The sequence below is a fragment of the Sphingomonadaceae bacterium OTU29LAMAA1 genome, assembly GCA_024072375.1.
Classification (GTDB): domain Bacteria; phylum Pseudomonadota; class Alphaproteobacteria; order Sphingomonadales; family Sphingomonadaceae; genus Sphingomonas.
The window spans coordinates 936,378-958,144 of the sequence record CP099617.1; the positions used below are offsets into that span (position 1 = coordinate 936,378).

The 21,767-nt window shown below is 64.7% G+C and carries 23 protein-coding genes; 4 read left to right on the forward strand and 19 right to left on the reverse strand.

Annotated features, from left to right (window positions below):
• Nucleotides 1–17: 17 nt before the first annotated feature.
• The 17 genes from nuoG to gap form a co-directional block, all read right to left on the reverse strand.
• Nucleotides 18–2,018, reverse strand: coding sequence for an NADH-quinone oxidoreductase subunit NuoG (gene nuoG / locus NF699_04705; GenBank protein ID USU05986.1), 2,001 nt, complete (start codon nt 2,016–2,018; stop codon nt 18–20).
• Nucleotides 2,018–3,322 (reverse strand): NADH-quinone oxidoreductase subunit NuoF, encoded by a 1,305-nt coding sequence (gene nuoF, locus NF699_04710; protein USU07002.1) that lies wholly within the window; start codon nt 3,320–3,322, stop codon nt 2,018–2,020. Before nuoF ends, nuoG begins: the two co-directional genes overlap by 1 nt.
• Nucleotides 3,322–3,990, reverse strand: coding sequence for an NAD(P)H-dependent oxidoreductase subunit E (locus NF699_04715; protein USU05987.1), 669 nt, complete (start codon nt 3,988–3,990; stop codon nt 3,322–3,324). Before NF699_04715 ends, nuoF begins: the two co-directional genes overlap by 1 nt.
• Nucleotides 3,990–5,225 carry an NADH-quinone oxidoreductase subunit D gene (locus NF699_04720; GenBank protein ID USU05988.1) on the reverse strand — a complete coding sequence of 412 codons (1,236 nt, stop codon included), beginning with the start codon at nt 5,223–5,225 and terminating at the stop codon, nt 3,990–3,992. Before NF699_04720 ends, NF699_04715 begins: the two co-directional genes overlap by 1 nt.
• On the reverse strand, nt 5,222–6,076 hold the full coding sequence (locus NF699_04725) for an NADH-quinone oxidoreductase subunit C (GenBank protein ID USU05989.1): 855 nt from the start codon (nt 6,074–6,076) through the stop codon (nt 5,222–5,224). Before NF699_04725 ends, NF699_04720 begins: the two co-directional genes overlap by 4 nt.
• Nucleotides 6,073–6,546, reverse strand: a complete 474-nt coding sequence (locus NF699_04730; GenBank protein USU07003.1) for an NADH-quinone oxidoreductase subunit B — start codon at nt 6,544–6,546, stop codon at nt 6,073–6,075. The genes NF699_04725 and NF699_04730 overlap by 4 nt, the downstream gene beginning before the upstream one ends.
• A gap of 80 nt (nt 6,547–6,626) precedes the next feature.
• Nucleotides 6,627–7,001: an NADH-quinone oxidoreductase subunit A gene (locus tag NF699_04735; GenBank protein USU05990.1), complete on the reverse strand. Its 375-nt coding sequence runs from the start codon at nt 6,999–7,001 to the stop codon at nt 6,627–6,629.
• Between the two features lie 228 nt (nt 7,002–7,229).
• Nucleotides 7,230–8,042 (reverse strand): inositol monophosphatase, encoded by an 813-nt coding sequence (locus tag NF699_04740; GenBank protein ID USU05991.1) that lies wholly within the window; start codon nt 8,040–8,042, stop codon nt 7,230–7,232.
• Between the two features lie 131 nt (nt 8,043–8,173).
• A complete protein-coding gene (efp, locus tag NF699_04745; protein USU05992.1) occupies nt 8,174–8,737 on the reverse strand; it encodes an elongation factor P in 564 nt (187 codons plus the stop codon).
• A gap of 65 nt (nt 8,738–8,802) precedes the next feature.
• Nucleotides 8,803–9,390 carry a M23 family metallopeptidase gene (locus tag NF699_04750; protein USU05993.1) on the reverse strand — a complete coding sequence of 196 codons (588 nt, stop codon included), beginning with the start codon at nt 9,388–9,390 and terminating at the stop codon, nt 8,803–8,805.
• Nucleotides 9,391–9,429: 39 nt separating this feature from the next.
• Nucleotides 9,430–10,113, reverse strand: a complete 684-nt coding sequence (thiE, locus tag NF699_04755) for a thiamine phosphate synthase (protein ID USU05994.1) — start codon at nt 10,111–10,113, stop codon at nt 9,430–9,432.
• A 56-nt stretch (nt 10,114–10,169) separates the two neighbouring features.
• Nucleotides 10,170–11,090, reverse strand: coding sequence for a class I fructose-bisphosphate aldolase (locus tag NF699_04760; GenBank protein USU05995.1), 921 nt, complete (start codon nt 11,088–11,090; stop codon nt 10,170–10,172).
• Between the two features lie 32 nt (nt 11,091–11,122).
• On the reverse strand, nt 11,123–11,449 hold the full coding sequence (locus NF699_04765; GenBank protein USU05996.1) for a type II toxin-antitoxin system PemK/MazF family toxin: 327 nt from the start codon (nt 11,447–11,449) through the stop codon (nt 11,123–11,125).
• On the reverse strand, nt 11,440–11,664 hold the full coding sequence (locus NF699_04770; protein USU05997.1) for a ribbon-helix-helix domain-containing protein: 225 nt from the start codon (nt 11,662–11,664) through the stop codon (nt 11,440–11,442). Before NF699_04770 ends, NF699_04765 begins: the two co-directional genes overlap by 10 nt.
• Nucleotides 11,665–11,803: 139 nt before the next feature.
• Nucleotides 11,804–12,994: a phosphoglycerate kinase gene (locus NF699_04775; protein ID USU05998.1), complete on the reverse strand. Its 1,191-nt coding sequence runs from the start codon at nt 12,992–12,994 to the stop codon at nt 11,804–11,806.
• Between the two features lie 25 nt (nt 12,995–13,019).
• Nucleotides 13,020–13,472 (reverse strand): MOSC domain-containing protein, encoded by a 453-nt coding sequence (locus tag NF699_04780; GenBank protein ID USU05999.1) that lies wholly within the window; start codon nt 13,470–13,472, stop codon nt 13,020–13,022.
• Between the two features lie 4 nt (nt 13,473–13,476).
• Nucleotides 13,477–14,487, reverse strand: coding sequence for a type I glyceraldehyde-3-phosphate dehydrogenase (gene gap / locus NF699_04785; GenBank protein ID USU06000.1), 1,011 nt, complete (start codon nt 14,485–14,487; stop codon nt 13,477–13,479).
• A gap of 177 nt (nt 14,488–14,664) precedes the next feature.
• Here gap and NF699_04790 point away from each other — a divergent pair, with 177 nt between their 5' ends.
• The gene (locus tag NF699_04790; GenBank protein ID USU06001.1) at nt 14,665–14,847 is read left to right on the forward strand and encodes a hypothetical protein; all 183 of its coding nucleotides are present in this window, start codon (nt 14,665–14,667) and stop codon (nt 14,845–14,847) included.
• Entirely contained in the window at nt 14,847–15,155 is a 309-nt protein-coding gene (locus NF699_04795; GenBank protein USU06002.1) for a cell division protein ZapA, read from the forward strand. The genes NF699_04790 and NF699_04795 overlap by 1 nt, the downstream gene beginning before the upstream one ends.
• A gap of 15 nt (nt 15,156–15,170) precedes the next feature.
• On the opposite strand, the gene NF699_04800 is transcribed toward NF699_04795, so the two are convergent.
• On the reverse strand, nt 15,171–15,659 hold the full coding sequence (locus NF699_04800) for a hypothetical protein (protein USU06003.1): 489 nt from the start codon (nt 15,657–15,659) through the stop codon (nt 15,171–15,173).
• A 243-nt stretch (nt 15,660–15,902) separates the two neighbouring features.
• Here NF699_04800 and NF699_04805 point away from each other — a divergent pair, with 243 nt between their 5' ends.
• Together NF699_04805 and NF699_04810 are read left to right on the forward strand one after the other, a co-directional pair.
• Nucleotides 15,903–18,896 (forward strand): TonB-dependent receptor, encoded by a 2,994-nt coding sequence (locus NF699_04805; protein ID USU06004.1) that lies wholly within the window; start codon nt 15,903–15,905, stop codon nt 18,894–18,896.
• A 99-nt stretch (nt 18,897–18,995) separates the two neighbouring features.
• Nucleotides 18,996–20,285 carry an aspartyl/asparaginyl beta-hydroxylase domain-containing protein gene (locus tag NF699_04810; protein ID USU06005.1) on the forward strand — a complete coding sequence of 430 codons (1,290 nt, stop codon included), beginning with the start codon at nt 18,996–18,998 and terminating at the stop codon, nt 20,283–20,285.
• Here NF699_04810 and NF699_04815 read toward each other — a convergent pair.
• Entirely contained in the window at nt 20,264–21,730 is a 1,467-nt protein-coding gene (locus tag NF699_04815; protein USU06006.1) for a sulfotransferase, read from the reverse strand. The two genes, NF699_04810 and NF699_04815, sit on opposite strands and share 22 nt — an antisense overlap.
• Between the last annotated feature and the right edge of the window lie 37 nt (nt 21,731–21,767).

Sequence of the window (21,767 nt, forward strand, 5' to 3'; positions counted from 1 at the left end):
GGAATTGAAGAAGTCGGTCACTCCGCGGCCTCCGCGAACGTCTCGCCATGGACCAGTTCGGCCGAGCAGCGCTGCATCGTCGGCGATGCGCGGCAGATGGCGTTGGTCAGATAGAAATCCTTGATCGGATAGCCCGACAGGCTCCCCTGCCCCGCTGCGTCGAGCACAGGCGGGTTCCATTCGAACGTGGCGAGACCGGGCGTGCGCAGCGCCGGCACCTCGGTTCCCATCGCCTCGCGCAGGCCGGCGAGGCTGTCGAACGGCAGGGTATGGCCGAGAGCGTCGGACATGGCGCGGAAGATCGCCCAATCCTCGCGGGCGTCGCCCGGCGGGAACACCGCGCGCTCGCCACGCTGCACGCGGCCTTCCAGGTTCACCCAGGTGCCGGACTTCTCGGCATAGGTGGAGCCCGGCAGGATCACGTCGGCATGGTGTGCGGCCCTGTCGCCATGGTGGCCGACATAGACCTTGAAGCCGCCGAAGTTATCGAAGTCGACCTCATCTGCGCCGAGGAAGAAGGTCACGCCGGCGTTCGCGAGATCGGCGATGCCGCCTTTCTGCGCATAGCCGAGCATCAGTCCACCCATGCGGCTTGCGGCCATGTGGACGACGTTGAAGCCGTTCCAGCCTTCACGAACGAGGTTGAACTGCTTGGCGAACGCAAGCGCGGCACCATGGCCGCCCTTCAAAGCGCCTCCGCCGACGATCACCATCGGCTTCTTGGCACCCGTGAACAGCTTGGTAGCCGCTTCGGGCAGGTTGCCGAGGATCGACAGGTCCGCACCCAGCCATTCGACCTTGTAGGTCAGCTCGGTTTCCGGGCCGATCGCGAGGACCTTCGCGCCCTTCTTGATCGCCTTGCGGATGCGGGTGTTCACAAGCGGCGCTTCCCAGCGCAGGTTGGTTCCGACCAGCAGGATCGCGTCCGCCTCTTCGACGCCGGCGATCGTGGTGTTGAAGTTCACCGCACCGAGGCTGGACGTATCGTAGTCCATCCCCGTCTGCCGCCCTTCGAGCAGTGACGAGCCGAGCTTCGCGAGCAGCGCCTTGGCTGCATACATCGTCTCGCAATCGACGAGATCGCCGGCGACAGCAGCGACGTTCGAACCGGCGGCACCGACCTTCGCCTTGATGACGCCGAATGCCTCATCCCAGCTTACAGGTGCGAGCTTGCCGTCGCGGCGCACGTACGGGCGATCGAGACGGCGACGCACCAGCCCATCGACGTGATGGCGGCTCTTGTCGGTCGCCCACTCCTCATTGACGTCCTCGTTGATGCGGGGAACGCAGCGCAGCACCTGACGGCCGCGGCTGTCGAGGCGGATGTTGGTGCCGACCGCGTCCTGCACGTCGATGGTGAGCGTCTTCTTGAGCTCCCACGGACGCGCTTCATAGGCGTAGGGCTTGGACGTCAGCGCGCCGACCGGACACAGGTCGACGACGTTGCCGCTGAGTTCGCTGGTAACGGCCTGTTCGAGATAGGACGTGATCTGCATGTCCTCACCGCGATAGATGGCGCCGATTTCCTCGACCCCGGCGACTTCCTCGGCGAAGCGGACGCAGCGGGTACACTGGATGCAGCGGGTCATGATCGTCTTGACGATCGGCCCCATATATTTCTCGGTGACCGCGCGCTTGTTCTCGGTGTAGCGGCTATGGCCCTTGCCATAGGCCATCGACTGGTCCTGCAAGTCGCATTCGCCGCCCTGATCGCAGATCGGGCAATCGAGCGGGTGGTTGATCAGCAGGAATTCCATCACGCCTTCGCGCGCGTTCTTCACCATCGGGCTGGTGGTGAAGACCTCCTGATTGTCCGCGGCGGGGAGCGCGCACGACGCCTGCGGCTTCGGCGGCCCCGGCTTCACCTCGACGAGGCACATGCGGCAATTGCCCGCGATCGACAGCCGTTCGTGATAGCAGAAGCGCGGGATTTCCTTACCCGCGGCTTCGCACGCCTGGAGGACTGTTGCGCCCTGCGGCACCTCGACCTCGATCCCGTCTACCTTCAGCTTGGGCATTATTCAGCAGCTTCCTGCATCGGCGTCAGATCGCCGCCGCTACGTTCGATGATCCGGCGCTCCAGTTCGGGGCGGAAATGTTTGATGAGACCCTGGATCGGCCATGCCGCGGCATCGCCGAGCGCGCAGATGGTGTGGCCCTCGACCTGCTTGGTCACCTGATGCAGCGTATCGATCTCGGCGATGTCGGCATCGCCGGTGCGCAGCCGCTCCATCACGCGCCACATCCAGCCGGTGCCTTCGCGGCACGGCGTGCACTGGCCGCAGCTCTCGTGCTTGTAGAAATACGAGATGCGGCTGATCGCGCGGACGATGTCGGTCGACTTGTCCATGACGATGACCGCTGCGGTGCCGAGGCCGGAACCGACCGCCTTCAGGCCGTCGAAGTCCATCGGCGCGTCGATGATGTCCTTGGCCGGCACGAGCGGCACCGACGACCCGCCCGGGATCACCGCGAGCAGGTTGTCCCAGCCGCCGCGGATGCCGCCGCAATGCGTCTCGATCAGTTCGCGGAATGTCAGACCCATTTCGTCCTCGACGACGCAGGGTTTGTTCACGTGACCGCTGATCTGGTAGAGCTTGGTTCCCTTGTTGTTCTCGCGGCCGAAGCTGGAGAACCACGAAGCACCACGCCGCAGGATCGTCGGCGCGACCGCGATCGATTCGACGTTGTTTACCGTCGTCGGGCAGCCATAGAGGCCTGCACCCGCCGGGAACGGCGGCTTGAGGCGTGGCTGGCCCTTCTTGCCCTCGAGGCTTTCAAGCATCGCGGTTTCTTCGCCGCAGATGTAAGCGCCGGCCCCACGGTGGACGAAAACGTCGAAATCGTAACCCGAACCGCTGGCGTTCTTGCCGATCAGGCCGCGGTCGTACGCCTCCGCGACCGCCGCGAACAGCGTCTCCGCCTCGCGGATATATTCACCGCGGATGTAGATATAGGCGGCACGCGCGCGCATCGCATAGCCGGCGATCAGCGCACCCTCGATCAGCTTGTGCGGATCGTGACGGATGATCTCGCGGTCCTTGCAGGAACCGGGTTCGGACTCGTCGGCGTTGATGACGAGGAAGTTCGGCCGGTCCGGCTTCGGCTCCTTGGGCATGAACGACCATTTGGTGCCGGTCGGGAAACCCGCACCGCCTCGGCCGCGAAGCCCCGACGCCTTGATCACGTCGATGATCGCGTCCTGGCCGAGCGCCATCAGCGCCTTGGTATTGTCCCAGTCGCCACGCTTCAGCGCCGCTTCGAGGTTCCACGGCTGGAACCCGTAGACGTTGGTGAAGATGCGGTCCTTGTCGGCGAGCATCAGGCCCATTCGCTCCGATAATCGTGGTTGGCGTCGACCATCGCGGTCAGCGTCGTCGGGCCGCCTTCGGGGCAGCTGGTCTGGCGACCGATCGTCGAGCCGGTTTTGGGCTGCTCGCCCTTGGCCAGCGCCTCGAGCACCGCGACGGTGCGGTCATAGTCGAGGTCTTCGTAATTGTCGTCGTTGATCTGGACCATCGGCGCATTGGCGCAGGTGCCGAGGCACTCGACCTCGGTCAGCGTGAACATGCCGTCGGGGGTCGTACCGCCCTTGACCAGCCCGCGGTTCTTGCAGGCAGCGAGCACGTCGTCCGACCCGCGCAGCATGCATGGCGTCGTGCCACAGACCTGCACATGATAGCGGCCGACCGGCGCGAGGTTGAACATCGTGTAGAAGGTCGCGACCTCGAACACGCGCATGTACGGCACACCGATCTGGCGCGCGACGAATTCGATCACCGGGACCGGCAACCAGCCCTGCGTATGCGTTTCCGCGCCGACCTGCCGCTGGGCGAGATCGAGGAACGGGATCGACGCCGACTGTTCGCGGCCCGCAGGATAGCGCGAGAGGATCTCGTTCGCCTTGCGCTGGTTGTCGTCGTTCCAGGCGAAGCCGCCCCAGCGTGCGCGGGTCTCTGCTTCGTCGGGGATCCGGGGTGCTTCAGCCATCAGCGGTCACATTCACCAAAAACGATATCCATCGCGCCGAGGATCGCGGTCGTGTCGGCCAGCATGTGGCCTCTGGACATGAAGTCCATCGCCTGCAGGTGGCTGAACGCGGTCGGGCGGATCTTGCAGCGGTAGGGCTTGTTCGAGCCGTCGGAGACGAGGAACACGCCGAATTCGCCCTTGGGGCTTTCGGTCGCAACGTACACTTCGCCGGCGGGGACGTGATAGCCCTCGGTATAAAGCTTGAAGTGATGGATCAGCGCCTCCATCGACTGCTTCATCTCGGCGCGCTTGGGCGGGACGACCTTGCGGTCGGACGAGGCGATCGGCCCCTCCGGCATGTCGCGCAGGCACTGCTTCATGATCCGCGCTGACTGGCGGACCTCCTCGACGCGCACCATGAAGCGGTCGTAGCAGTCGCCGCGGGTGCCGACCGGAATGTCGAATTCCATGCGATCGTAGACGTCGTAGGGCTGCGACTTGCGCAGGTCCCATGGGATGCCGGCGGCACGGATCATCGGGCCGGAGAAGCCCCAGGCGATTGCATCCTCGCGGCTGACCGTCGCGATGTCGACGTTGCGCTGCTTGAAGATGCGGTTGTCAGCGACGAGGCTGATCGCATCCTCGAACAGGCGCGGCAGGCGCGTGTCGAGCCAGTCGGCAATGTCCGTCAGCAGCTTTAGCGGCACGTCCTGATGGACGCCGCCCGGCCGCATGTAGTTGTGGTGCATGCGCGCGCCCGAGGCTCGCTCGAAGAAATTGTAGCAATCCTCGCGAATCTCGAACAGCCACAGGTTCGGCGTCATCGCGCCGACGTCCATGACGTGCGAACCTAGGTTGAGCATGTGGTTCGAAATGCGGGTCAGCTCGGCGAAGAACACGCGCAGATACTGGGCGCGGATCGGCACCTCGATATCCAGCAGCTTCTCGATCGCAAGCACGAAGGTGTGCTCCATGCACATCGGCGAGCAGTAATCGAGGCGATCAAAATAGGGGATCGCCTGCGCGTAGGTCTTGTATTCGATCAGCTTTTCGGTGCCACGGTGGAGCAGGCCGACGTGCGGATCGATGCGCTCGATGATCTCGCCGTCCAGCTCCATCACCAGCCGCAGCACGCCGTGCGCCGCCGGATGCTGGGGACCGAAGTTGATCGTATAATTGGAAATGGTAACGTCGCCGGTGGTCGGATCGCCCGCGTCGGTGACGTGCATCAGTTCGTCGACATAGTCGCTCACTGGTTCTGTCCTTCACCCTTGGTCGGCACCACGTCGGCATCGGCGGGCTTCTCAGCGGCCTTGTTGCCCGCGTCAGCCTTGCCTGCACCGGTGTCGGCGGTGCTGTCGGTCGTCGTCTTCGCGTAGGGTTCGCTGCCCGCCTTCGGCGTTTCGGTCGGCGCCTTGGTCGCATCGGCCTTGACGATGTCGTCAGCCTTCAACGGCGTCGGTGCTCCCTTCGCTTCTGGCAGCATGCCCTTTTCGTCACCGGGAAGCACGTATTGCGCACCCTCCCAAGGAGACTGGAAGTCGAAGTTGCGGAAGTCCTGCGCCAGACTGACGGGCTGATAAACGACACGCTTCTGCTCTTCCGAATAGCGCATCTCGACGAAGCCGGAGAGTGGGAAGTCCTTGCGCTGCGGATGGCCGCGGAAACCGTAGTCGGTCAAGATGCGGCGCAGGTCGGCATTGCCGGTGAACAGCACGCCGTACATGTCGTACACTTCGCGCTCCAGCCAGCCGGCGACCGGCCAGATGCCAGTCACCGACGGCACCGGCTTCACGTCGTCGGTCGAAACGTGGACGTGCAGGCGATGGTTTCGCGTCAGCGACAGCAGGCAATAGACGACTTCGAACCGCTCCGGGCGCTCCGGGTAATCGACGCCGGCGATCTCCATCAGCTGCTGGTATTCCAGCCCCGGCGTGTCGCGCAGCTTGGTCAGCGCGTCGACGATAGCCTCGCGCTCGACGTAGAGTGCGACTTCGCCAACCTGTTCGACGGCGTCAATCAACGCCGTGCCGAGCGTGATCCGCACCGCCTCGATCGTTTCGCCGTTGAGGTTCGCCGCATAGGCGGGAGCGGGCGCCCTCACCGTTCGACGCTCCCCTGACGGCGAATCTTCCGCTGCAACTGCATGATGCCGTACAGCAGAGCCTCCGCGGTTGGCGGGCAACCGGGAACGTAGATATCGACCGGCACGACGCGATCGCAGCCGCGCACCACCGAATAGCTATAGTGGTAATAGCCGCCGCCGTTGGCGCAGCTACCCATCGAGATGACGTACTTCGGCTCCGACATCTGGTCGTAAACCTTGCGGAGCGCCGGCGCCATCTTGTTGCAGAGCGTACCCGCGACGATCATCACATCCGACTGCCGCGGCGATGCGCGTGGCGCCGCGCCGAAGCGTTCGAGGTCGTAGCGTGGCATGTTGACGTGGATCATTTCTACGGCGCAGCATGCCAGGCCGAACGTCATCCACCAAAGCGAACCGGTTCGCGCCCATTGGAACAGCTCCTCGGTCGACGTGACGAGGAAGCCCTTGTCGGTCAGTTCACCATTCAGGCTGTCGAAGAACCCCTGATCCGGCGCGATCGCCGTGCCTTCGGGGTTATTGACCAATCCGATGGGACCGGAGTGTGCCTCTACTCCCAATCCAAAGCTCCCTTCTTCCAGGCATAGACGAGGCCGAGGGCCAATTCGCCGATGAAGATCATCATGGAGATCCATGCGGTCCAGCCGATGCTGAAAACCGAGACCGCCCAAGGATATAGGAACGCGGCTTCGAGATCGAAGATGATGAACAGGATGGCAATCAGATAAAATCGCACATCGAACTGGCTGCGCGGATCCTCGAACGCGGGAAAGCCGCATTCATATTCCGACAGCTTCTGTTCGTTGGGCTTGTTCGTGCCGGTCAGCTTGGCGACGGCCATGGGCAGGAACACGAAGGTGCTCGACAGCGCCAGGGCGACACCCAGGAACAGCAGGATTGGCAGGTATTGGGACAGATCGACCAATGGGCTTCTCGCAAGTGCGAAGGATGTGGGGTCGCTTTAGGCCCGTGGGGTGGGACGGGCAAGGCCGGGAGGGTGTGAGAATCACTCGCAATTAAGCAAGAGTGAATGACCGACACGGCTCGCCCCTGCCCTCACCCTATCGCCGTCTTCGCCGTCTCTTCCCTCTCCCGTCGGGAGAGGGAGGGAGGCGCGAAGCGCCGGAAGGGTGAGGAAAGCAGTTGGCGGCGATCAGCGCAGCGCGCCAGCCACCAGCTTGTGCAGCTTGACGTGCAAACCATCGTTCGCAGCGAGGAACTCGTTCCGCTCCATCGCACGGTCGCTGCCGCGGAAGTCGGTGACGTAGCCGCCCGCCTCTTTCACGAGCAGCATGCCCGCAGCAACATCCCAGGGTTTGAGGCCCGATTCCCAATAGCCGTCGAAACGCCCTGCCGCGACCCATGCAAGATCAAGCGATGCCGCGCCGAAACGGCGAATACCGGCGACTTCCGGTGCGATCGCACCGAAAATGCGGCTCCATTCGACGAAATTGCCGTGGCCGAGGAACGGGATACCCGTGGCGATCAGCGCCTCGGACATGTCCCGGCGGGCCGACACGCGCAGACGCTGGTCGGTCAGCCACGCCCCCCGGCCTTTTTCGGCCCAGAAGCTCTCGTCGGTCAGCGGCTGATAGACGAGCGCGGTCGTGATCTCGCGCTTGCCCGCCGGGGTCGCCTCCTCGACCGCGATCGAAATCGCGAAATGCGGGATGCCGTGGAGGAAGTTGGACGTGCCATCCAGCGGATCGATGATGAAGCGCGGTTTGTCGGGATCGCCCGCGACCTCGCCACCCTCCTCCATCAGGAAGCCCCAGTCGGGACGCGCGCGGCTCAGTTCCTCGTACAGCGTCTGCTCGGCGCGCTTGTCGGCGATCGACACGAAGTCGGCCGGGCCCTTGCGGCTGACCTGGAGGTGCTGGACCTCGTTGAAGTCGCGGCGCAGCGCCGTGCCGGCCTTGCGGGCGGCGCGTTCGATGACGGTGAAGAGGCCGGAATGGCTGGGCATTTTGCAGCTTTCTAGCCCCTCCCCTTCAGGGGAGGGGTTGGGGTGGGGGAGTCGGGAGTGGAGAGACACAGCAGCTGCGCCGCACTGCCCCACCCCAACCCCTCCCCCGAGGGGGAGGGGCTATAGACGGGTCAATCCGCGCGGCGGACGTACGTCTGTTCGTACACGTCGACGACGATCTTCGTGCCCGCGCCGATATGCGGCGGCACCATCACGCGGACGCCGTTGTCGAGGATCGCGGGCTTGTAGCTGGACGAGGCGGTCTGACCCTTCACGACTGCATCGGCCTCGACGATCATCGCCTCGATGGTGCTCGGCAGTTCGACCGAGATCGGGCGCTCGTCGTACAATTCGAGCACGACGTCCATGCCGTCCTGCAGGAACGCCGCGGCATCCCCGAGGATGCCGGCGTCGAGCGTGATCTGTTCGTAATTGTCCTTGTCCATGAACGTCAGCGCTTCGCCGTCGCGGAACAGGAACTGGAAGTCCTTGGTGTCGAGGCGGACCCGCTCGACGCTTTCGGCGGAGCGGAAGCGGACGTTGTTCTTGCGACCGTCGATCAGGTTCTTCAGCTCGACCTGCATGTACGCCCCGCCCTTGCCGGGCTGCGTGTGCTGGATCTTGACGGCGCGCCAGATGCCGCCCTCATATTCGATGATGTTGCCGGGACGGATGTCCACGCCGCTGATCTTCATGGTCTGAACCTGCTGGAAAGAGCGATTGCGGCACGCGGGTCACGCGCACCTCGATGCGACGCCCTTTATCGCGTGGACCCGCGGGCGGCAAGCATCGGGTCGGGATTCACATCCTCTCCCTCGTACCAGCGTTGCTGCGGGCGCATCCGCTGCATCCCGAAATGCAGGTGATAGTTGCCGGGTCCGGCATCTCCGGTGTCACCGACGAAAGCGATCTGCTGACCGATGCTGACCTTCTGTCCTTCTCGCAGACCCGGCACATAACCGGCGAGATGTGCGTAATAATAAATCCAGAGCCGATCGGCAGACCGGATGTAGACGGTGGTTCCGCCGAGATTCGACTGGAACAGCTTTTCGACCGTGCCCGAGGCTGCCGCGAGGACGGGCGTGCCGCCGGGCGCGAGGATGTCGGTGCCATGATGGCCGCGCGTGCCGCCGCCGCGAGGATCGTTCCAGCTATCGACGAGCGCCGCACGGGTCACACCGGCGACGGGGATGGTAAGTATACCGGCATCGTCCGCAGGTAACGGCGCAATGCTCTCGGCGCGCGGACCGACGGGCTGGCGAGACGCGGTGCCAAAGCTGGTCATCGACAGGAATGCGGCAATGACCAGCATCATGCCGATCAGAATGGCCCAGCCCAGCCGCGTCACACGCGCCGGCCCGTCATCGTGGTTGCAGTGGGAACGCGATCACCCGCCCAATACTTCACCGAAGGCCCTCACTGCCTCCGCTTCATCGCAGCCCCATACTGCACCACAGACTGCGAGGAAGTCGGCGCCCGCGGCCACCAGCGGCGGCGCGTTGACCGGCGTGATCCCGCCGATCGCGACGCTGGGCAGTTCGAACATCGATGCCCACCACGACAGGATCGAGAGGTCGGGCTGGTGTTTCACGGTCTTGGTCGTCGTCGGGAAGAACGCTCCGAACGCCACATAATCCGCGCTCCCCTCGCCTGCCTCCATCGCCAGATGACGGCTGTCGTGACAGGTCACGCCGATCTGCACGTCCGGCCCCAGACTATCGCGCGCCTCGCGCGGATCGCCGTCGCCCTGACCCAGATGTACGCCATCCGCGCCGAGCCGCTTGGCGAGCGCGATACTGTCGTTGACGATGAACGCGACCTCCCGGTCGGCACATATCCGTTGCAAAGGCTCGGCCAGCGCCGCGGCGGCATGCTGGTCCACGTCCTTGATGCGGAACTGGAAAGCGGCGACCGGCCCGGCATCGAGCGCCCGCGCCAGCCGGTCGGCGAATGCGCCGGTCACGTCGAGCGGGGAGATCAGGTACAATTGGCACGGCGGCCGGCGATCGCTGCGCCGGAAATGTTCGGCAAAGGCGGGATCGAGCGGGCCGAGGGGATCGTCTTCAGTCATTGCTGCCCCCTACAGCCAACACCGCCCCGGCGAAAGCCGGGGCAGTGTCGTATCGATCAGGCCGCTTCACCCTTGTAGATCGCGATGATCTTCTCGAGCATCGCGAGCGCATCCTCGCGGCTGCGCTGGAAGGTGTTGCGGCCGATGATCGAGCCGTTGCCGCCACCGGCCAGGATGTCGCGCGCATCCTGATAGACCGCATCGTTGCCCTTGGCCGCGCCACCCGAGAAAACGACGATGCGACGGCCGGCGAAGCTCGACTGGACGACGTGCTTGACGCGATCCGCCTGGTTCGACCAGTCGGTGCCCTCATAGGCCTTCTTGGCTTCGGCCTGTTCGATGTGCGCGGTCGGCAGCTTCACCTTGATGATGTGCGCGCCGAGCAGCGCCGCCATGTGTGCGGCATAGGCGCCGACGTCGAGTGCCAGTTCGCCGTCCTTCGACAGCTTGCCACCGCGCGGATAGCTCCAGATGACGGTGGCGATGCCGACCGATCTCGCTTCTTCGGACAGTTCGCGAATCTCTTCCATCTGTTCGAAAATGCCGTCCGAACCCGGATAGATGGTGAAGCCGATCGCCGCGCAGCCGAGGCGCAGGGCGTCGCCGACGCTGGCGGTCACCGCCTGATCGATGCTTGTCGCCCAGCTGTTCGAGCTGTTGACCTTGAGGATCGTCGGGATCTGGCCGGCGAACGTGTCCGCCCCCGCTTCGAGCGGACCGAGCGGCGCGGCATAGGCCGACAGGCCGGCGTCGACCGCGATCTGATAGTGATAGTGCGGATCGTAGGCGGGGGGATTGACTGCGAACGAGCGTGCCGGGCCGTGCTCGAAGCCTTGGTCTACCGGCAGGATGACGAGCTTGCCGGTGCCGCCAAGCTTGCCCTGCATCAGGATGCGGGCGAGGTTGCCCTTTACCGCGGGGCTGGTGGCTTCGTACTTGTCGAGGATGGCTTTTACGGCGGGTGTGACGGTCGTCATGGGGTTCGCTCCTTGGGGTTCGTATCTGGGTATTAGAGCATCAGCCAGCGCCGCAGCGCCTGGTCGATCTGCTCCATCCGGGTGGGGCTGGCGTGGCCGATCACCGCGGCGATCCGGTCGCGCGCAACGCTGGTGACGCGGTCGACCTGCACCTCGCATTCTGCAGTCAGGCCATTGTGTTCACGTGGCGACATCGCGACACGGAACAGCGCCTCGCCGCCCATGATGCTGGTCAGCGGACAAACGGTGATCGTCGCATGGGTGGCGTTGAACAGGTCGGACTGGACGACGACGCACGGCCTCTGGGGCGCGCCATCGGGGCCGTCGACCAGCACGATGCCGCCATGCTTCACTTCCACGCGGCGGCGTCCTGCCAAAAAACGCTGTCGTCGGCGGATTCGCGTCCGGAGGCGCGCGTCGACTGCCGCCGCGCTTCGCGCCGATATGCCTCGTCATGCAGGTCGACATAGCGGCGCACCGCCTCGCGCGCGATATCGCTCTTACTGCGGCCCTGCGTACGCGCAACCGCGGCAAGTCGCTCTTCCAACTCTGTGTCGAGACGCACTCCGAGCATGCAGGCTCCTGTTTAACGCGTTTAACATACTGACGGGCGGCGGGGTGCGCAAGCGGCAACCGGACACGAAAACACCCGCACTTCCCGGTGGAAGCACGGGTGTTTGGCTGTCTGTGTTACAAGCCGTGCTACAAGGGCGTCAGCCCATCAGTGCGGCGACGCCAGGCAAGTCTTTGCCCTCCATCCATTCGAGGAACGCACCGCCGGCCGTGGATACGAAGGTGAAGCGATCCGCCACGCCGGCCTGGTTCAGCGCCGCAACGGTATCGCCGCCGCCCGCGACCGAAACGAGGCTGCCGTCCTGTGTCAGCGCCGCCGCCGTCCGGGCGAGGCTGACCGTCGCGATGTCGAACGGCGGCGTTTCGAACGCACCCATCGGGCCGTTCCAGACGAGCGTGCGGCAGTTCTTGAGCACGTCCCCCAATGCCTCGACGGCGCTAGGACCGACATCGAGGATCATCTCGTCCTCGGCGACTTCGTGCACGTTGACGGTGCGGACCGGCGGGTTGGCGCGGAATTCCTTCGCCACCACCACGTCGTAGGGCAGATGGACGGTGCAGTTCGCCTTGTCGGCCGCCTCCAGGATCTCGTCCGCCGTACCGGTAAGGTCGTGCTCGCATAGCGACTTGCCGACGTTCACCCCGCGCGCGGCAAGAAAGGTATTGGCCATGCCGCCGCCGATGATGAGGTGGTCGACGCGCGTGACGAGATGCTTGAGCACGTCGAGCTTGGTCGACACCTTCGCGCCGCCCACCACCGCCGCGACCGGATGCTCCGGCTTGCCGAGCGCCTGCTCCAGTGCGTCGAGTTCGGCCTCCATCGCGCGGCCGGCGAAGGCGGGCAATACCCTGGCCAGCCCCTCGGTCGAGGCATGGGCACGGTGGGCGGCGGAGAAGGCGTCGTTGACGTACAGATCGCCCAGTTTGGCGAAGCGTGCGACCACCGCAGGATCGTTCTTTTCCTCGCCGCCGAAGAAACGCGTGTTCTCGAGGATCGCGATATCGCCGGGCTGCAACGTGGCGACCGCGTCCTCGGCGCCTTCCCAGTCGATGTAGCGGACCTCGCGGCCGAGCACGTGGGCATAGGGTCTTGCGAGCATCGACAGCGACATGTCCGCGCTCGGCACGCCCTTCGGTCGACCGAAATGCGCGAGGATTAGCACGATCGCGCCGCGATCGGCGAGTTCGGTGACGGTCGGCAGCGTGGCGCGCAGCCTTGTGTCGTCGGTGACCGCCCCGTCCACCATCGGCACGTTCAGATCCTCGCGGACCAGCACCCGCTTGCCGTTGATCTCACCCATATCGTCGAGCGTCTTGAAGGGCTTGGTCACGTCGTCTTCCTTCGTATCTGAAATGTCAGGGGAGTATCGTCACCGTGTCGCCGATCGCGATCCGCCCGGCGGCCCTTACTCGCGTACAGGCCCCGCCGCGCCAATCGGGGGTCAGCGCTGCCTTCAACCCCGTGGCGATCGTTTCCATACGGCTGCACGGATCGCATTCGACGGTAATCTCGAATTCGGCGCTGCCGATCGCCACGCGAATACCCGGCACCTGCGGGATGTCGATCCCGTCGAGCAACAGGTTCACGCGCCGCTCCTGCCACGGAATCGTATGGCCCAGCTCGGCCATCGCCGCGTCCCAGTCGACGCGCTCCATCATCGTGACCTGCCGCTTGCCGCGCCCGCCCGGCTTCACCGCGCCGCGGAAGTCGCCCTGCAGGCCGCCGTCGAGCGTTACGTCGACGGCCTTGAGCAATTCCATCGGCGCCTTGGGAAAGGCGTGCCGGGCGATGCCGACCAGCACGCCCATATGCTTAGAGGAAGCTCGCCATCACGGTCGCGGTATCGACCATGCGGTTCGAAAAGCCCCATTCGTTGTCGTACCAGCTGACGACGCGCACCAGCTTGCCGTCGAGCACCGCGGTCTCCAGGCTGTCGACCGTCGACGACTGCGGGGTATGCATCAGATCGATCGAGACGAGCGGCTCGTCCGAAAACACCAGCACGCCCTTCAGCGGGCCGCTCTCGGCCGCGGCCTTCAGGATGGCGTTGACCTCGTCACGCGTCGTGTCGCGCTTGGGCGTGAAGGTCAGGTCGATCAGGCTGACGTCCGGCACCGGCACGCGGATCGCCGAACCGTCCAGCTTGCCTTTCAGTTCGGGCAGGACTTCGCCGACCGCACGGGCGGCACCGGTGGTGGTCGGGATCATCGACATCGCGGCGGCACGGGCGCGGCGCAGGTCCGGATGGATCTGGTCGAGGATCTTCTGATCGTTGGTATAGGCGTGGACCGTGGTCATCAGGCCGCGTTCGATACCGATCGCATCGTTCAACACCTTGGCGACGGGCGCGAGGCAGTTCGTCGTGCACGATGCGTTCGACACGATCGTGTGATCGGCGGTCAGCTTGTCGTGGTTGACGCCATAGACGACGGTCAGGTCGACGCCCTTGCCGGGTGCCGAGATCAGCACCTTCTTGGCGCCGGCATCGATGTGCTTCTGGCAGGCGACGTTGTCGGTGAAGAAGCCGGTGCATTCCAGCACCAGATCGACGCCCAGTTCCTTGTGCGGCAAATTGGCGGGATCGCGCTCTGCGGTGACGCGGATGCGCTTGCCATCGATGACGAGATCGTTGCCCTCCGCGGTGACGGTGCCGGGATATTTGCCGTGGACGCTGTCGCGGCTGAAGAGCCAGGCGTTCGACTTGGCGTCGGCAAGGTCGTTGATCGCGACCAGCTCGAGTTCGCTGGAATTGCGCTCGATGATCGCGCGCGCCACCAGGCGGCCGATGCGTCCGAAGCCGTTGATCGCAACCTTCACCGTCATTGTGGCTCTCCTCGCGTGGGATTGTACGTGCGCGACAGATATGGGGCCGCGCCGGGCGGGCAAGCCTTTGCGAGGGGGCGCCCCGTCCTGTCAACCGCGCGTTCGTCGCGTCGGCGGGATTGCGGGTCATCGCAACGCGTCTTGCCGCCCACCGTTTGCACGCTTACCTCGTTGCGCATGGCCGAAAATTCTACTGCCGTCGATCGGATCGACGCCGCGATCGCCCGTATCGAATCCGCTATCGATGCCCGCGCAAAAGCAGGTGACGCGCTGGCGCGGCGGCATGCCGCGCTGAAGGCACGAATGGCCGAGGCGGTCAGTGCGCTTGACGACGTCATCGCGCGCGGAACGGCATCCTGATGGCCAACGTCACGCTCGATCTCGGCGGTCGTCCGCACACGGTCGCCTGCCGCGACGGCGAAGAAGCGCGGCTGCAACAGCTCGGCCGCATGCTGGAGGATCGCTGGCCTACGGCATTGCGCGCGGCGGGCGGCGTTCCGGGTGAACGGGCCATGCTGTTCGTGGCGCTGATGCTGGCGGACGCACTCGACGATATCCAGCAACGGCCGCCCGAGGGCGCTGTCGTCAGCGAACCGGCACTGGCCCGTATCGCCGATCGCCTCGAAGCGCTGGCGAATGCGCTGGAGCACGCACCGCCGGCGGCATGACGGCGTGCCGTCGGGTCAGCGCAGCCGCCTGACACGTACCGACCGCCGTCCCGGCGCGGTCGCGATATAGCTTCCCAGCGATCCCGCCTTGATCGTCACCACGTCGCCACGCCGGGGTGACAGCATCGATTGTTCGGTCGTCTCCCACAGCCCGCCGCCGTCGAGAGCGAAGCGAACGAGGCCACCGGGCAACGGCGAAGAGGACGTCATCGTACCGACCAGCTGCTTCAGCTGATCGTCGCCTTCACCATCCCCGAACAGCCTGATCGACGGCAGCGAAAATCCGAACAGCGACCGCTTCGCCTGCTGCACCTCGCCGCGATCGAGCACCACGATCGATTTGTCGCGACGTGCCTCGACCACCGCCGCCGCGGTCCGGTCGAAACAGGCAAGCCTGGCTTCCGCGGACGGTATCGTCCGACAGCCCGCCAGTTCGTCGATCAATTTGGGGGTTCCGCCGCCCAGCGCCTGGGCCGCAACCAGCCCGATCATCCACATCGTCATGCCGTTTCACCCGATCTCACTAAGCAGCAGTGTCGGCCGTGCGTGGCATGGAAGCAACCCTGCCAAGACGGTCCCCGCGCAAACTGTTGCACCACAGCAACTACCTTGATCCAAATCGTTGCACTCCGACACATGGCCATTGCGGCCCCATCCTTGCCCTGCTCTAACCGGTCACAGAACCGGGTGGTTAACATCCGGCAGAACCGCCGGTCTTCAGGGACGGCAACAGGGGTTTTTGACCATATGACGTCACGTTTTCGTACGCGCCTGCTGAACACGAGCCTGTTCGTCGGCGCCGCAATGGCTGCAACCCCCGCCCTGGCGCAGGTCACTCCCGCGACGCAGGAGACGCAGCAGACGTCGACCGATCCCAATACGCCCCCGCCGGCCACCGAAGGCCAGGACATCGTCGTTACGGGCACGCTGATCAGCAACCCGAACCTCGTCTCGTCGAGCCCCGTCAGCGTGGTGTCCGAGAACGAACTGACGCTGCGTAACATCAACAACGTCGAGCAGGTCATCCGCGAACTGCCCGGCGCCGTTCCCGGAATCGGTGCCGCCGTGAACAACGGCAACGGCGGCTTCGCGAGCATCAACCTTCGCAATCTCGGCGAGCAGCGCAATCTGGTGCTGATCGACGGTGATCGCATCGTCCCAGCGGCATCCGGCGGCACGGTCGATCTCAACAACATCCCTGTCGCACTGTTGCAGCGCGTCGACGTGCTGACCGGCGGTGCATCGACCAGCTACGGTGCCGATGCGGTCGCGGGTGTCGCCAACTTCATCACCAAGAAGAATTTTGCCGGTTTCGAGGCTTCGGCGAGCCAGCAGATCAGCGAGCGCGGCGACGCGAACTATCTGCGCGCCGACGTGACGATCGGTGCCAATTTCGACGACGGTCGCGGTAACGCAGTGCTGAGCATCGGCTATCAGGAAGCCGACCCGCTGTATCAGGGCAAGCGCGACGAATCGGTCTTCACGATCGGCTCGACCAACGGCGTCGCTTCCGGTGCGTCGCCGACGTCGGTGCCGACCGGCGTCGATTTCGGCAATGGCCAGGGCCAGCTGCAGCTGAACCCCGGCAACACGGCGCTCGTCGCGGCCTATGCGCCTTTCAACTTCAGCCCGTACAATATCTTCCAGACGCCGTTCAAGCGCTACAATATGTTCGCTCAGGCGAATTATGAGATTTCGGACAATCTGGAAGTCTACACGCGCGGTCTGTTCTCCAAGAACACTGTCCAGACGATCATTGCGCCGTCGGGCATCTTCGCCGAATCGCTGACGATCCCGGGCTTCAACCCATATCTGTCGACGACCCTGCGCGACCAGATCTGCACGCTCAACAACATCGCGATCGGCGCGGCCTGCAACACCAACGCCGCGATCCCGCTGCCGGCGGTGTACCGTCGTACGGTTGAAGTCGGCCCGCGTGTCTCCGAATACACCACGCAGGTCTTCGACTATAAGGCCGGCTTGCGGCTCCGCTTCTCCGATCATGTGAAGCTGGACGTATCGGGCAGCTATGGCGAAAACGACCTCAACCAGACCCAGTCCGGCTACGTCCTGCGGTCGCGCGTGCAGCAGGCGCTGAACGCCAACAACACGACCACCTGCCTCGTGACGACGAACAACTGCGTTCCGCTCAACCTGTTCGGCCAGGCCGGCTCGATTTCGTCCGCACAGGCCGGCTTCCTGAACGGCCAGAGCACGATCCAGATCAAGACGGCGCTTTCCCAGGCGAAGGCCGTCCTGAACGGCGACTTCGGCACGACGATCCCGAGCGCGAGCGAGCCGATCGCATTCGCCGCGGGTGCGGAATATCGCAAGTATACCTACCGCCGCATTCCGGATGCCTTTGCGCTGTCGCCGGGCGAGCTTGGTGGTGCCGGTGGTGCGATCCTGCCGTTCGCAGGCAGCTACGACGTGAAGGAAGCCTTCGGCGAAATCATCGCGCCGCTGGTCGCCGACAAGCCGTTCTTCTACTCGCTGACCCTCGAAGGCGGCGTCCGCTATTCGCAGTATCAGGTTCAGGCGGCGAACAACCCGAGCTTCAACGCCACCACCTTCAAGGGTGGCGCGACGTGGGAGCCGTTCAAGGAGCTGAAGTTCCGCGGCAACTACCAGCGTGCGGTACGTGCGCCGAACATCGCGGAACTGTTCACGCCCTCGGTGACGGCACTCGACAACCTGTCCACTGATCCGTGCGCGGGTACGGCACCGGTCGGCAATGCGAACCTGACGCTCGCCTGCCGCAATCAGGGCGCGCCGGCTTCGTCGATCGGTCTCATCCTGACGCCGGCTTCCGGTCAGGTGAACGTGACGGGTGGTGGCAATCCCAACATCCGGCCGGAAACCGCCAACACCTACACCCTCGGCGTCCTCATCCAGCCGCGTGGTCTGGTGCCGGGGCTGAGTGTCGGGCTCGATTACTTCAACATCAAGGTGGAGAACGCGATCACGTCGGCGACGCCGAACGATATCCTCGCCAACTGCTTCGGCGCGACGCCGGGTTCGATCACCGCGGCGCAGGCTGCATCGGCGGCCTGCACCTCGATCCGTCGTAGCACCACGAACGGTCGTCTCAGCGGTTCGACCGCCACGGTGGCCGGCCTGCCGCAGCCGCTCACCAACAACGGCCGCCTGGCGACCGACGGTATCGACCTGACCGCCAACTATGCGCACGACTTCGGCGACTTCGGTCTTGACGTCGGCTTCCAGGGCACCTGGACCGCGCATCGTTACTTCCGTGCGTCGGAGACGGCCTACAACCGCGACTGCATCGGCTATTACAGCGTCAACTGCGCGTCGATCCAGCCGGAATACCAGTGGAACCAGCGTACCAGCCTGTCCTTCGGGCCCGGCACGTTGTCGCTGCTGTGGCGTCACATCGGTGCGGTCCAGTACGAGGGTCAGGCAACGGACTTCGCGGCACGCGGCTTCACCGCTGCTAACCGCAACCTGTTCAACGGAACCGTCACCGGACCCAGCCCGGTTGCGGGCAAGGCCTATAACTTCAACCGTATCGGCGCGTACAATTACTTCGACTTGTCTGCGCAGTTCGAGGTCAACGAGAACCTGACGCTCACCTTCTCGGGTCGCAACATCGGCGACAAGAAGCCTCCGATCGTCGGCTCGTCGGCCGGTGCCACCGCTTTCAACAGCGGCAACACCTATCCGTCGACCTATGACGTCGTCGGTCGCAACTACAGCGTATCGGGTAAGCTGCGCTTCTAGGCGCCGCTCGCGATGTGACGACTTGAAAGGGGCGGCCTGCGGGCTGCCCCTTTTTTTTCGAACCGCTCTGCCCACCGGTTTCAAGGACCATCGAACGGCATGTCACAGTCCTCAGGTGCGATCCCCTCCTCGGCCGACTTGCAACGCTACGTCACGGCGGCGCTGGACGCGCGTCGACGCGGTGACGCTGCGGAGGAACGACGGCACCTCGATGCTGCGTTGGCGATCGAACCGGCGAACCCGCAACTGCTCAACGCGCGCGGCATGTGTGCGCTCGCGATGAACGACGCCGCAGACGCCCGTGCCCGATTCCAGGCGGCGACTGCGAGCGACCCGGACCAGCCGATCCTGTGGATCAATCTCGCCACTGCGTGTCGGTCGTTGAATGACGATACCGGGGAAGAGGCGAGCCTCGATCACGCGCTGGCGATCGACCGGCTCAACCTGACCGCGCAGATCAGGCTGGCCGATCTGCACCAGCGCCTGCACCGCACGATACGGGCTGTGCAGAGTTGGTCCAATGTCGTTCAGATGATCGCGCCCATGACGGATCGGTCCCCGGCGCTGGAGGACGCACTGACCCGTGGCCGGACCTATCTCGCTGCGCAAACATCGGCGTTGGGCGAGACATTGTCGGCCACGCTCGGCGACGCGATTACTGCTGCCGGTCCCGACGCTCGGCGCGTGACGGCATGTCTCGACAACCTGCTGGGCCGCCGACGCATCTATCCGAACGTCTGCGCCGGCCTCCATGTCCCGTTCCTGCCAGCCGACGAGTTTTTCGATCCACGGCTGTTTCCGTGGTTCGGTGCGCTCGAACGCCAGACGGATGCGATCCGCGCAGAGGCGCTATCACTCGTCGAACGCGGCGTGCCGGGTATCCGCCCGTACGTCCGTCAGGACGCGGGCGTACCACCAAACCAATGGTCCGCGCTCGACAACAATCTGGACTGGAGTGCCTGTTTTCTGTGGGAATATGGCGTACGCGACGATGCGATATGCGCGTTATGCCCGCAGACGGCAGCAGCACTGGCGGCAATCCCGCAGAACGACAGCCCGGGCAAGGCACCCACCGCCTTCTTCTCCATCCTGCGACCACACGCGCATATCCCGGCGCATACCGGGGTCACCAACAGCCGCACGATCATACACCTGCCGCTGGTGGTGCCGGACGATTGCCGCTTTCGGGTCGGCGGCGAAACGCGACGCTGGCAGGAAGGCCGCGCCTTCGGGTTCGACGATACGATCGAACACGAAGCTTGGAACGACAGCGACGCGTCACGGATCGTACTCATCTTCGACGTATGGAACCCGCATCTGACGGCACAGGAACAAGCCATGCTGAAAGAGGTGTTCCGCATAACGGGTCAGGGCGTCGACGAGGCTTGATCTGGGCGATTGTCTCCCAGCGGTCCGAACCGCGTTTCCAACGGCTCCCGGTAATGCCGCCATCGGCCTGACGAGCGGGAATGCAGCCGCTGCCGCACCTGCCATACGCTGGCCGTGCGCACCATATTGGTCGCAGCCTCCGGCATCAGCACTGCATCTTCCCACGCGAGGCCGCAGAATTGCAGGAGCGCTGCGATCGTCGGCTCGGGATCACGAACCAGCGCATCGTATGAGATGTCATGGATATCCCCCGGATACGTCGCGCGCCAATACGCCATCAGCCGGCCATATTGGTCCAGCCAATGGGCGATATCCTCCAGGTCGCGACCGTAGCTGACGCTATCGTCGAAATGGTTGAAATACACCGACAGCATCGTGTCGAAACGGTCACGCACCGTGTGAACGATACGCGCGCCGGGGAACAGGCGCTTGATCAGCCCGATGTGGAGAAAATTGTCGGGGCGCTTGTCGGTCAGCAAATCAGCACCGGGATGAAGATCGCGTACCTCCGCAAGATACGCGTCGCGCAACGTCGCACTCTGTTCATCGGACATGACGGCCAAGACTTCGGGATAGCCCGGCAGCCTCGCGGCGATCGACGTCAGGATATCCAGTTCGCCGCCGCTGGTGACACGGCTGTGCCGGGACAGAATCTGTTCGACCAGGGTCGAACCCGACCGGAACATGCCGCAGATAAAGATCGGCGATGATCCGTTGCCGCGTGGCTCGGGGGTGGGCGGTGTCGCGACGAGCCGGTCGACATATGCCGCGTGCCGAGCGCGATCGTACCGGTGTTGCGGCGGTGCCATCGTCGATGCCGCGCGATTCGCTGCGGCAAAGCACGCGAACGCCTCGTCGTACCGGCCTGCGGCATCATGCGCAGCGCCGAGCGCGAAGCCGATCTCGGCCGTATCGGGAAGGGCCGGCGCGGCCGAAGCGAGCACGGACTGCAATCGCGGGATCGATGCGTCGCCCCGCCCCTCGAACAGATCGATCGCCGCCAGTCTGGCGTGCGCCCGACCGTTCGCAGGATCGATCGCCAACACCTGCCCATAGCTGTGCCGCGCGGCCGCCGCGTCTCCGCGATCCTCCAGCAGATTGCCGAGGTTCAGCCATGCGGGCACGAACCCGGGCGCGATCGCCAGCGCAAGGCGTAGTTCCGCCTCGGCATCGCCGTCGCGCTCGCGGAACTCCGACAGGATGACGGCGCGGTTGAGATGGACCTCCTCGGGATGGTCGATACCGGCGCACAAGGCCTGTCCGTAAGCCGAGAGCGCGTCGTCGAAGCGGCGAACGCAGCGCAGGAGGTAGCCTAGGTTATACCAGGAGACGGGGTCGCCGGGCGAAAGAGCGAGCAGATCGTGGAACGCAAGGATGCCGTCTTCTAACCGCCCGTCGGCAAGCGCGCGATCGGCCCGTCGTCGCAATTCGAGGATCGTCGTCATCTGCCGGTCTTGCGTCCGTCCGGACCGGCGAACAAGC